The sequence below is a fragment of the Paenibacillus xylanilyticus genome, assembly GCF_013359935.1.
Taxonomy (GTDB): domain Bacteria; phylum Bacillota; class Bacilli; order Paenibacillales; family Paenibacillaceae; genus Paenibacillus; species Paenibacillus xylanilyticus.
Genome location: NZ_JABMCB010000178.1, coordinates 150,169 through 162,256 on the forward strand (window position 1 = coordinate 150,169; position 12,088 = coordinate 162,256).

Annotated in this window: 12 protein-coding genes and 1 pseudogene; 7 read left to right on the forward strand and 6 right to left on the reverse strand. The window is 49.1% G+C overall.

The features are described 5' to 3' along the window. Positions 1-68: 68 nt before the first annotated feature. Positions 69-225, forward strand: a pseudogene (locus tag HP552_RS12970) (IS3 family transposase); the annotation flags it as partial. Positions 226-317: 92 nt separating this feature from the next. Here HP552_RS12970 and HP552_RS12975 read toward each other — a convergent pair. The 4 genes from HP552_RS12975 to HP552_RS12990 all read right to left on the reverse strand — a co-directional run bounded on the left by HP552_RS12975 (position 318) and on the right by HP552_RS12990 (position 3,841). Next, the gene (locus HP552_RS12975) at positions 318-590 is read right to left on the reverse strand and encodes a hypothetical protein (protein WP_175395875.1); all 273 of its coding nucleotides are present in this window, start codon (positions 588-590) and stop codon (positions 318-320) included. A 56-nt stretch (positions 591-646) separates the two neighbouring features. Continuing rightward, a complete protein-coding gene (locus tag HP552_RS12980; protein WP_175395876.1) occupies positions 647-1,933 on the reverse strand; it encodes a Tle-like phospholipase domain-containing protein in 1,287 nt (428 codons plus the stop codon). A gap of 33 nt (positions 1,934-1,966) precedes the next feature. Further along, the gene (locus HP552_RS12985; RefSeq protein ID WP_127539116.1) at positions 1,967-2,248 is read right to left on the reverse strand and encodes a hypothetical protein; all 282 of its coding nucleotides are present in this window, start codon (positions 2,246-2,248) and stop codon (positions 1,967-1,969) included. 336 nt (positions 2,249-2,584) lie between these two features. Continuing rightward, entirely contained in the window at positions 2,585-3,841 is a 1,257-nt protein-coding gene (locus tag HP552_RS12990) for a DUF445 domain-containing protein (RefSeq protein ID WP_175395952.1), read from the reverse strand. A 355-nt stretch (positions 3,842-4,196) separates the two neighbouring features. On the opposite strand from HP552_RS12990, the gene HP552_RS12995 reads away from it, so the two are divergent. Beyond that, positions 4,197-5,024: an aldo/keto reductase gene (locus HP552_RS12995; RefSeq protein WP_217506407.1), complete on the forward strand. Its 828-nt coding sequence runs from the start codon at positions 4,197-4,199 to the stop codon at positions 5,022-5,024. Positions 5,025-5,128: 104 nt separating this feature from the next. Here the strand turns inward: HP552_RS12995 and HP552_RS13000 are convergent, their stop codons facing one another. Next, positions 5,129-5,587 (reverse strand): cupin domain-containing protein, encoded by a 459-nt coding sequence (locus HP552_RS13000; protein WP_175395877.1) that lies wholly within the window; start codon positions 5,585-5,587, stop codon positions 5,129-5,131. A gap of 212 nt (positions 5,588-5,799) precedes the next feature. Here HP552_RS13000 and HP552_RS13005 point away from each other — a divergent pair, with 212 nt between their 5' ends. Beyond that, complete coding sequence (locus HP552_RS13005) at positions 5,800-6,651, forward strand: helix-turn-helix transcriptional regulator (RefSeq protein WP_175395878.1); 852 nt, start codon at positions 5,800-5,802, stop codon at positions 6,649-6,651. A gap of 191 nt (positions 6,652-6,842) precedes the next feature. On the opposite strand, the gene HP552_RS13010 is transcribed toward HP552_RS13005, so the two are convergent. After that, complete coding sequence (locus tag HP552_RS13010) at positions 6,843-8,462, reverse strand: glycoside hydrolase family 28 protein (protein WP_175395879.1); 1,620 nt, start codon at positions 8,460-8,462, stop codon at positions 6,843-6,845. Positions 8,463-8,924: 462 nt separating this feature from the next. On the opposite strand from HP552_RS13010, the gene HP552_RS13015 reads away from it, so the two are divergent. The 4 genes from HP552_RS13015 (at position 8,925) to HP552_RS13030 (ending at position 12,059) form a co-directional block, all read left to right on the forward strand. Beyond that, complete coding sequence (locus HP552_RS13015; RefSeq protein WP_175395880.1) at positions 8,925-9,653, forward strand: amino acid ABC transporter ATP-binding protein; 729 nt, start codon at positions 8,925-8,927, stop codon at positions 9,651-9,653. Between the two features lie 39 nt (positions 9,654-9,692). Beyond that, positions 9,693-10,526 (forward strand): ABC transporter substrate-binding protein, encoded by an 834-nt coding sequence (locus tag HP552_RS13020; protein ID WP_175395881.1) that lies wholly within the window; start codon positions 9,693-9,695, stop codon positions 10,524-10,526. A gap of 106 nt (positions 10,527-10,632) precedes the next feature. Beyond that, positions 10,633-11,355: an amino acid ABC transporter permease gene (locus HP552_RS13025; protein ID WP_175395882.1), complete on the forward strand. Its 723-nt coding sequence runs from the start codon at positions 10,633-10,635 to the stop codon at positions 11,353-11,355. A gap of 53 nt (positions 11,356-11,408) precedes the next feature. Continuing rightward, positions 11,409-12,059, forward strand: a complete 651-nt coding sequence (locus tag HP552_RS13030) for an amino acid ABC transporter permease (RefSeq protein WP_175395883.1) — start codon at positions 11,409-11,411, stop codon at positions 12,057-12,059. Positions 12,060-12,088: the final 29 nt, after the last annotated feature.

The following is a 12,088-nucleotide window of genomic DNA, read 5'->3' on the forward strand; positions in this document are numbered from 1 at the left end:
GAGAGTAAACACTAGGCCCAAGTTTTTGTCAAAGGACTCGGGCCTTTTATTTTCTGTCTCTGGCATACATGAAGAAAATGGGTTTAAGTCAATCTATATCACGTCGAGGAAATTTTTGGGATAACGACCGGTTATATGACGTATTACAATCATTATCGAGGGCAATGGAATTTGAAAAAGCTGCTGCCTGTAAAATACAGACAGCAGTTTCAACAAGTTGCCTAGCTCTTTTCAAATTGTCCTTTACAGTGGGTACACTTTATATGCCAAGGCTCCTTTCTATAAGGTTCGGACGCCGCCCCCATGTAATGAAAGAATCAACGTTCCTGATCCGTCTGGACCATGATCTCAATATATTGCAGCAAGCTCCGCTTCTGCTGTTCAATTGAATGGATTCGACTGGACAGCCCTGCGAAGAATCCTTCAATCTGCTGCCTGGTGTAATCAGCCGACTGACCCTTCCAGTCATTTAGCCGCGCATACAGGGCTCTGGCTTCCTGCTCATCTGCCTGCAGGCGGGCCAGCAGCCGTGTAAGCTCCTTCTCCGCAATTCGAAGGTCATTCAGTTCCACCAGCAATTGTCCGCTCATGCCTATCCCCTCCCCTTATGTACATATCGCTATCGATCTCCTGGCAGCTCCGGTGTTTAATTAAAATGAACCGGACTCTCATCAGCCTGGCGGAAGGCATCTGCCTTCTGATCAATGAAGTCGAGGAATTGACTCGTATGCTTCATATGCCATGTACTTAATTCGTTAATGGACGCATCAAGCTGGGTTACAATGGGCTCCAGTCTGCGACTGCGGCTGGTATGCAGATATTGAGCCATACGGCTGCGCACCTGATTGAGCTCAGCGTTGCACTGCTGTGCATTTTGCTTCCAGCGGGAAGCGACGCTCTTCAGTTCTTCCGGCGTTACCTGAATCAGACCGGATGCGGCTGCAGCCATATTTCTCGCCAAGCTGCTTGCCTGCGCCCCCATATTTCGCATGAAGGCAGCGAGATCCAACAAAGCGTTCGACGGCTGACGGGGAGAATATCCTATCTTCTCACCTGTGACCGGGTCGTACAAATCATTGGAGATATAGCCGTTCTCGAACTGGTATTGTTTCAGATCATGGTACTCTTTTCCACCAAATGTATTGTTGATCTTATCCATCATACTCATGCTGTCATTCATGTCTTTATAGTTGGAATTGATGTAATACATGGACCCAACATGACGATCATACCCTCCGAAAAAACCACTCGCCACAAAATCTCCTGGATGCCCATAGTTAATAATCTGATTATCAAATCCACCTTCCTCCGCCTTTCGTTTCATCTCTGGCGTGAGGCTTGAGATCACGGAAGGTGCACTGAAAGTAACTGCCGGAAGCCCCGTATATGCAGCAGCATATTGTGCATTTCCTCCTCCGAGTGAATGTCCCGTCAACGTGAAATCCAAATTCTTGTATTTATTCTGCATGTCTTTGGCATAGTCTTCTGCTTCATACATTTGGTTGGGACCTATGCTGAATGTCTTATCCAGCTTCTTATCCAGTTCACCCACTGCATTCTCTACGGTGGTTATACCCGTCACATCCCTGACTTTCTGGATTCCACTAGATAACCAGTCGGGTGTGATATCCGTGCTTTGCTCAATTTTCCTTCCCAGCTCAGGAATGGCAATCTGTCCATCGGCGTAAAAGTCACGGCCTTTTCGATCCCATCCGGCACTTCCCTCTGTGCCCCGATAGGCAATAACCGCCTGTTCGGTTTCCGGGTTATAAAAGGTCACGGCATCAAAACCGGAATAAGAATTGCCATGCGTATCTTCGAGAACCTGCCAGCCAGGCAGATTCGCATACTCCGTGCCCGCTTTTGCATTTTCATAAGCCAATTCGGACATTAAACGGTATGTTTCATCATCAATTCTTTGCGCGTCCCCCACGCTGCTTCACCTCCAAAAAGAATCATTGGACTTCTATTTTTCAAAAGGGTCATAGCCTTTAGCTATAATTGCTTCCTTGATAGCAGGACTCATGCCAAAATTTTTCATCTTTTTCTCGTTATAGTCATATGAAATCGTAAATTCCTGATCCTCATGCTCGGCCACATGTCCCTCCAGCGCGATGGAATCCAGCGCCATCTCAGGTAGCAGTTCCTTATTTGTAATAACGACGTTCAACTCAAACTTATCTTTAAAATACTTTATTGCTTCCGTCTCCGCCTCAGTAAAATAGGCTTGTTTTTCACTTTCCTTCATATTCTGACACCCTCCCAAAATAAAAGCAGATAATATGGTTAATAAGCATAACCATGATAATTGGCGTATCCACCGCACGATGATCACCTTCTCTTTGATTTTCAATAATTCAATTTATTGTTGTTAAGTGCATCATAGTACAAAATCAACATGACTACATCGGCTCACGGCATCGTTTTTATGTAACTTTCCTCCTAAATGGTTCCAGCAAAGGATTCGGGTTACATTACCCCATTTCCTGATTTTTGCAACAATTTTACAGGATTTGCGCAGACACGCAAAAGAGAGCCTGCTCATGAAAGAGCGGCCCTCCAACTTGCTGCGTATATGATCTTTTTATTCCAGCACCATTCTTAAGGCAGTAAGCGCAATACCAATAACGAATCCGGTCACGGCACCGTTGATCCGAATCCATTGAAGATCCTGGCCAACCTTATCCTCAATCAACGAGATCAACGAGGCATTATCCATTTTATCGACATTTTCACGCACCAGATTACCGATCTTGGAATGGTTTTTTTCCAGCAGCGTTGTTACGCCTTCGACAATCTTGGCATTCATGCCATCCAGCAATGCACTGTCTGAGCGCAGATCGGATAATACCCGCTCAATGGCAGGGAGCGCATACGCCTCCACATACTTTCCATCTTCCATAGCGGTGAGTGCTCTTTCCCTCAGTTCGATAAGCTTGTTCAGCACGGTTTCTTCTGCGTTCCAGCTGTCCAGCAGGCTGTCTTTCCAGCCGTTCAATCCGCCGCGCATACTTTCGTTCAAGGCAAGACGCACCGCTTGAGTTCGAACCAGACCTAACACCTTATACCGGAGGGCACTTCCCTCACGCTTCATATCCTCCACCTGGTCAAACAAATATCCCTGCAGGATGCTGCCAAGCTTCTCCTCATTCATATAGCCAAGGAAGGCATTCATGGCAAATTGCATAAGGCCATTCATCTGAATTCCACTTATTGCCTTCATGCCGCTCTCACCCAGAAACGTGATGGTCTCCGGCTTCACCAACCACTCTTCCGCCTGCTTCAAGCCGTAGTCCAGTGCCTTCGTGTCATATCCGCGTTCACTCAATTGGATGGATGCCCGCTCCAGAATAGGTCCAAGATCGAAGGCCCCGGCTTGTGATTTGATCTCGCTCGCAACCATCGGGGCGATCTGCTCCAGCGGCAGTCCAGCCAGAATGCGTTTGCATAGCGTGTCGATCATCGTTTTGACGCCATCATTGTGAAGTTCACGTGACATGATGTCGAGTACCGTTTCCGCTGCCTTGAAACCGGCAATTTTCTCGGTAATGCTGTCTTTGTTGAGCAGATTGTTCTCCACCGCAGAAACAAGGCCCTCCGTCATCTTATCCCGGTTCTTCGGCAGCAAGGCCGTATGCGGAATCGGAATGCCGAGCGGGTGGCGGAATAATGCCGTTACAGCGAACCAATCGGCAAGCCCCCCTACCAATCCCGCTTCAAATGAACCCACCAGCAGCTTGCCTACAACACTGCCCTGAAACGGCAATGAAGCGGCAAAGCCTGCCCCCATTACGACGAGTGACCAGGCTGCTGCCTTTTTAGTTTGTTTAGGTTTTGCCATCATTCTTGCTCCTTTATCATTAATCGCACGTCTGATCCCGATTGACCCATCCGTGCATATTCCGTTCTTTTTCGAATGTGAGTATTCCAAGGCCGTAACCAGCACTTTTCATTATTCTCGCTTCCACATCGCGTATACTTCATCTTATCACCCGCAAGCACCAAAACCAAACCTCCAGCTGCCAAAAAAGAGTAAAAGAGATTGATTTTCCGTAAAATTGCTGCCTACCTTTTTCCATTCCCCAAGAGCTTTTAGTATAATCAGGAAAGATGGCCTATCATATACGATTGGCTGCCTTACAGCAGGGTAATTACATATTGGGATAATTGAAGGAACAGGGGAGGAAATTCGGATCATGAAAAACGTGCAGGACACAACGACACTCTATAACGGAGTCAAAATGCCTTGGCTGGGTTTTGGCGTATTCAAAGTGAAAGATGGAGAAGAAGTGGTTGAAGCCGTCAAAACGGCCATTCAGGCAGGTTATCGCAGCATCGATACAGCCAAAGCCTACAATAACGAGACCGGTGTAGCCCAAGGTATTCGTGAATCCGGAGTTGCCCGCGAGGATCTGTTCATTACCACCAAAGTATGGAACAGCGACCAAGGCTATGAATCGACATTGGCCGCCTTCGAAGCCAGCATGGAACGACTCGAACTTGAATATCTCGACCTCTATCTGATTCATTGGCCAGTCAAAGGCAAGTATAAGGATACATGGAGAGCGCTGGAGAAACTGCACAGGGAAGGACGCATTCGCGCCATCGGTGTGAGCAACTTCCAGATTCATCATCTGGAGGATCTGATGACGGATGCCACCATTAAGCCAGCTGTGAATCAGGTTGAGCTGCATCCTCTGCTGATCCAATCGGAGCTGCGAGACTACTGCAGTAAACACCAGATCCAGATTGAGGCCTGGTCTCCACTCGGCCAAGGCAATCTGCTGGAGCACCCGCTTCTTAATGAAATTGCAGCGAAGTACGGCAAATCCCCCGCACAGGTCATTTTGCGCTGGGATCTTCAAAACGGCATCGTGACCATACCCAAATCCGTTACGCCACAGCGTATTCGAGAGAATGCTGATCTATATGATTTTGAACTGACTGCGGATGAGGTTGAACAGATTAATGGACTGAACGAAAACAAACGCTTCGGTTCGGATCCGGATAACTTTAACTTCTAGAAGCTTGTACAAGGGTACTTGCTTGATGAAGTTCTGAAAAATCAAAAAATCCCGGTTCGGATGCTGTATCCGAACCGGGATTTTACCATTCATTCGTTGTCAGATTAACCTTTGGAGACCAGCTTGAAATCATCATAGTGGAAACCTGGCGCAACCACACACGTTACCAACACAGGTTCGTCTCCCAGCGGACGCGCTGTTTGCCATACACCCGCTGGAACAAGCACCTGCGGTGATTGCCCTGCAGCAAGGTCCATGCCAAGCACAAGCACTTCCTCATCCCCTGGGTTCTCCCCTTTGCCACCCAGTTTCAATTCAATTGGACTGCCGCTGTGCCACAGCCACAGCTCATCGGACAGGACCGTGTGCCACTCGGAAATTTCATGCGAGTGCAGCAGAAAATAGGTCGAGCTTGCAGAGAATCTTGGGCCCGAATATGCTTCCGGCAGAACGGATTGCGGGATTTGATAAGAAGCCTTCCATACTTCCTTATACCAACCGCCTTCAACGTGGGGCTGCATATCCAGCGCAGCAACCAGAGGCGATAATTCATGTGTCGTCATAACCAGTTCCTTCCTTCCAAATCATATTGGAGACCCCCTATTCAGAGTTTGGCCTCACTCTCCCTACTGTAAAACATCGTTGGTCGTTTGTCACCCTTGAGACCTTTTCATCCCTTTTGTACTCATCATTTGATAGCGTTTACAACAAACTGGATTTTCCGTTATGATATGGATATAAACGTAAAGCAGCCGAAGCAGAGAGGAGTTTGATTATGAGCATTATAGAGGATCGAATCGGACCCAAATATCGCATTGGAGAAGATTCGTTCACCATCGAACATATGCGCAGACATGATGGCAGCGCCATGCCTCAGCCTCACGCTCATCCGTTTTACGAGCTGTATTATCTGCTTGAGGGGGAACGGGTGTATTCCATGAATGGCCAGCTCCTGACCGCCAGCAAGGGTGATCTGATTCTCATTAATCCGCATGATGTACATACAACCTCCAGAGGAAACAGGCCCGGATTTGAACGTATCCTCATCGGTTTCTCACCTTCATTTGCCACCGGGATGGAACTCGGCGTGTGTGGCCTGCTCCCATTTGAACGCTCAAGGCTCCTTCACTTCCCTGAAGCAGAGCAGCAAGAGATGGAACGGATGCTTTGGCAGATGCTGCGCGAATGCAAGGAGCGCCGCCCACACTATGAAATGGTTGTACGTAGCCTGCTCGCCCAGCTCCTTATTCATATCCATCGGGTAGAGGAGAATAACCGCCTGGTGTCACCCGGCCCCATTCATCCGATGCAGGACAAAATCAGCGAGATTGCCTCTTACGTAAACAGACATTATAACGAACCCCTTACACTTGAAGATGCAGCAGCACGCTTTTATATCAGTCCATCCTATTTGAGTCGGATGTTCAGTCGGTTTACCGGATTTCGATTCAGCGAATATTTGCGGGTGGTGAGGGTTCGGGAAGCACAGAGGCGTTTGCTGTCCACTCAGGAGCGGGTGCAGTTAATCGCGGAGAAAGTCGGGTTTGAGCACACGGCTCATTTTAACAAAACATTCAAACAGGTTACAGGAACCACCCCTCTTCGCTATCGCAAAGAGCATCGATGATCAGCGACCGGTCTTGGCTTCTTCGAGCCGGATTTAAGCCAGAGATAGGTAATGGAAAGGAAGCCGTGTGGGTAGCCATGCTCAAAAGAATGCGTATCCCTATATCGAAGATAAATCAGGATAACTGGATATGCGGCTACGCCACTGCGGCTGAAATTGAATCATTGTAGTCGTTCCTATGTCAGGGCCTGTTATCTCCGGATGAGCACACCGCTTCTCACCTCAGGTCCGATGGAAATCTGACGCCCCTCTTCATCTGCATCATCTTCCCGGCACACAATCCCGGCAGACTCATGCCCGGTTACAATCAAAAGCCGCCCATCCGCGCCCCTGCCCCCAATCCCTTCTACTTCAGCTCCCTTGCACTGATGCAGATGGATCAGTGATCCTTCGGTAATTTGGGCGTTCAGCCCAGCAATTCTCAGGTGCTTCGCATGAGCACACTGCACCCCGTTTCTCGCAGTGACGTTATACCCCTCAATGACCAAACCGTCCAAAGGCATCTCGGGCAGCCCACTTACCAATAAAGCTGTCTCCGCACCCGCACAGACAACATCCGATATGCGAATATCCCGGAACACCGGCGTCTCTTCGCTAATCTCCTGAAACAGATCGCTGCCGCGAGCCGATCCCTCCAGATTGGCATAGAAAAAGGAAAACGAAACGGCCTCCATGATGATATCTTTCATATAAATGCGCTGTATCTCAATATCTTCGACAACCCCGCCTCGCCCGCGCGCACTCTTGAATCGGAGCCCAATGTCAGTTCCAATAAACGTACAATCTGACACTCTGACATGCCGCACACCCCCAGACATCTCGCTGCCAATCACGAATCCGCCATGTCCGTGATACACGGTGCAGTCCCGAATGGTAATATATTCGGATGGCAGACCGAGTTCGCGGCCTTCGGCATCCTTGCCAGATTTCAGGCAGATGGCGTCATCCCCCACATCGAACACACTGCGTTCCACGACAACATGACGGCATGATTCAATATCCAATCCATCCCCATTCTGAGAAAACCACGGATTTCGTACACTCACGTTCCGTATAGTAACATGCTCCGATGCCCAAGGATGCAGATTCCATGCAGGCGAATTCTGGAACGTCGGACCGTCCAGCAGTACCCGCTTGCATCTGCGCAAACTAACCATGTTCGGACGTAAAAAGTCCCTGACTCCTTCGTAAGCCGTAAGCTCACGTACCTGCTCCATGTGCAGACGACTCGCTATAGCTCCACCTTCGAGAGCCGCAATAGAAGGCCACCAGATTTCTTCATTGCCGTCTCCGTCTGAACGCTCCACCACTCCACCTGAAGCAACCAATCGATCCCACTGCGAAGCGGTCATCTTGGATCGCTTGACAGGACGCCATGCTTCACCGCTGCCATCCCATATTCCCTCACCCGTAATCGCAATGTCCTCGAGAAGCTCGCCATCGATTGGAGATTGGCACCTCACCACCTGCCAGCCCTCAAAGCTTGATGCAATCAGAGGATAATGATCAAAATGGCGGCTAAACGTAACCAATGCTCCAGCCTCTGTATGAAGCTCGGTTCGGCTGCGCAGCACAATCGGACCTGTCAGCCAGACACCTGCCGGGATGACGATTCGACCTCCGCCCGCTTCCGCGCAAGCCGCTATAGCAAGCCTGAACACCTCGGTATTGTCCGTCACGCCGTCTCCTTTTGCTCCATAGTCCGTAATCCGAAAATCTCGAGCAGGAATGACAGGCAGAGCAACCTCATAGGCTTTCATATCCGATTGGATACCTTCTCCTGTACTTAATGGGGAGTTGTATGTATTCATCGTTCAGAACATCCTCTCTTCTCTGTAATTGGGATTGGACTGTGATTGGTATTATATAGTTTCCATAAATGTGTATTATCCCCATCATATCAACGCGATCTGGCCCAAGGTTGCGCTTTTTTGCCATGTAGAGTTGGAACTTGAGGTTATATGCTCCATTACCTTGGACATATGATGGGTATCAACATCAGTATACTCTATACATCTATTCCAATGGTTGTAAATCCACTAGGAGATTCGATTCATTTTTCTGTCAGGATTCGTCACAAACCACTCCATAATATAACAAACACATAACACAAATTCTGGCTACAGCCCTACTCAACCCCATACTTATGTCATGTTTTATCACAAACCAATTGCCATAAGCAGGATGACTATGTATGATTAAATAACTAGTTTCAATTTATTCCTTTTTATTCCTCTTCAAACAGACGCTCGTAGAAAGGATGGGGTGTACTCTTGATTGAATTTAGGGGTGTGCAGAAGCACTTTGGTCATTTTCATGTCCTCAAAGATATTCATCTTCACATTGAAGAAGGAGAAGTCGTTGTCATTATCGGCCCTTCCGGCTCCGGCAAAAGTACGCTGCTCCGTTGTATTAACCGTCTGGAGACTATCACAGAAGGCGAGCTAGTCGTCAGCGGTGTCCCTTTACATCAGAAAAAGGTGGACATCAACCTCTTCCGCCGTGACATTGGCATGGTATTTCAGCACTTCAATCTCTATCCTCACAAAAAAGTCATTGATAACATCACTCTTGCACCTGTGAAGGTTCGTAAACAGCCCAAAGAACAGGCAGCCGCCACAGCAATGAAATACTTGACCCGGGTGGGCATCGCCGATAAGGCCGACAGTTATCCCTCCCAGTTGTCCGGTGGACAGCAGCAGCGGGTAGCCATCGCGAGAGGGCTCGCCATGGAGCCCAAAATCATGCTTTTTGACGAACCGACTTCTGCGCTTGATCCCGAAATGATCGGGGAAGTTCTGGATGTCATGCGCTCTCTCGCTCATAACGGAATGACCATGGTGGTTGTCACCCATGAAATGGGGTTTGCCCGTGAAGTTGCAGACCGGGTTATCTTCATGGACGAAGGCCGAATCGTGGAAGAGGCCGCTGCCGCCGAATTTTTCGATAATCCGCGAGAAGAGCGGGCACAGCAGTTCCTCAGCCGCCTGATTCATCATTGAGAATTATAGAATATTCCATTTTGAAAGGGGTCTTTATTCATGAAGAATGTATTGAAGTGGCCGTCATTTGTCCTTGTGTTGATTCTCTCGGTGGTCTTGTCCGGCTGTAGTACGGGAGAGGAAACAACCAACAGCAGTGGAGGTGGTGAGAATGCTGCTGCCAAAGGTACGATTGAGCAGATCAAGGAGCGCGGCAAACTGATTGCCGGGGTTAAATACGATACGAAGCTCTTTGGCTTGAAAGACCCGGCAAGCGGTGAGGTGGAAGGGTTCGATATTGATATCGCCAAGGCACTCGCCAAACAGATCCTTGGAGACGAGACCAAGGTCGAGCTGAAAGAGGTCACATCCAAAACCCGTATTCCCATGCTGCAAAACGGTGATATTGACATCATCATTGCGACGATGACCATCACCGACGAGCGTAAGGAGCAAGTGGACTTCAGTGACGTTTACTTCGAGGCAGGGCAGTCACTGCTTGTTAAAAACGATAGTGCGATTACCGGACTGGAGAGTCTGGGAGGCGTGAAGGTGCTTGCCGTTAAGGGCTCAACCTCTGCACAAAATATCCGTGAGAAAGCCCCTGATGCTGAGGTACTCGAATTCGATAACTACCAGGATGCCTTCACTGCGCTCAAAGCAGGTAAAGGTGAGGCACTGACCACGGATAACATCATCCTGATCGGCATGCAGCAAACGGACAACAACTACAAACTGGTGGGCGGCAATTTTACCAGTGAACCTTATGGAATGGCGATTCGCAAAGGCGACTCTGCCTTCGTAGAAGAAGTGAACAGCCTGCTCAAAAGTATGAAAGACAGCGGCGAATACGATACGTTACATGAGAAATGGCTTGGCAGCAAGCCCGAGTAAACTCGATTAATTGATGAGGGAGCGGCGGTTTCATCTGTAAGGAGCCGAATCATCTTCACAGCATAAATCGCCGCTTCGCCATCTGGAGAACGGAGGCTTCGCCTATATGGGCAAATTGGATTTCGATGTTCTGTTCAAACATTCAGACCGTTTCTTGGAAGGGTTCCTCAATACGATTCAGGTAAGTATCATGGCCTTGATCGGCAGCTTTATCCTTGGAGCAATCATGGCGATCTTCCGGATTTCTCCGATCAAACCGCTGAACTGGATAGGTACGGCTTTTGTGGAGTTCATCCGGAATATCCCTCTCCTGCTGGTCGTCTTTTTCTTCTACCTTGGACTGCCTGCGCTCGGCATTTCGCTGGATGGGTTTGTCTCGGGTACGCTGGGTCTGACCATCTATACGGCAGCTTTCATTGCAGAGGCCATCCGTGCAGGCATTCAGACCGTACCCCGGGGACAGCTGGAGGCTGCAAGGTCTTCCGGTCTTTCTTACGTACAGGCCATGAACCTGGTCATTTTGCCGCAGGCAATCAAGATTGTACTGCCTTCGATCGGCAATCAATTTATCAATCTGGTCAAAAACTCATCCATTCTTGCGGTTGTTGCCGGCATGGATCTGATGTATTTTGCCGACCTGGTCAATTCGGATACGTTCCAGCCGCTGAGTGTATATACCATTGTTGCGCTGTTCTATCTGGTGCTGACGCTGCCACTCAGTTTCCTCGTTCATTATTTGGAGCGCAGATTCGGACAAAGTGACGCCGAGGCACGCAGTACCAAGGGTAAGACGAAGAAAAACAAACCAGCAGGACAGGTTACGATGTAATATCAGCCAACTATTCAGCCATTGTTCCACTCACAGAAGGAGGTCGATGTACGATGGACTTTAGCGGGGCCTATGCCTGGCCCAACCTTCGTTTCCTGCTGCACGGATTTCTGATCACCTTGCAAGTCGCAGGGCTGTCGATTGTTTTCAGCTTTGTCCTCGGCACCGTGCTGGGTACCGTCCGGTATACCCGGATTCCGGTCCTGTCTCAGATCGTTGCGGTTATCGTGGATACGATTCGAAATCTGCCGCTGCTGCTGATCATTTTCTTCATTCATATTGTACTGCCCCAGCTGGGGATTAAAATGTCTGTCTTCTGGTCCACTGTCGTTGGACTGAGTCTGTTCGAAGGCGCCATGATCGCCGAAATCGTTCGTAGCGGTCTCAAATCGGTCGAGCGCGGACAGGTGGAAGCTGCCCGTTCCTCCGGTCTCAGCTATATGCAGACCCTGGGCGGCATCATTATGCCACAGGCACTGCGCCGCATGTCGCCGCCGATGGTCAGTCAGTTCATCTCCCTGCTAAAGGATACGTCCTTGGCCATTATCATCTCCTTGCCGGAGTTGATGCACAACGTGCAGATCCTGGGCGGTCAGAGCTTCGATTACGTTATCCCGGCGCTTCTGCTCGCAGCGGTATTGTATTTTGTCATCAACTACACCCTTTCCATCGTGGCCCGGCGCCTTGAGGCAAGAATGAATTGATTCGGTTAGATCTATCGAAAGGCATTGTG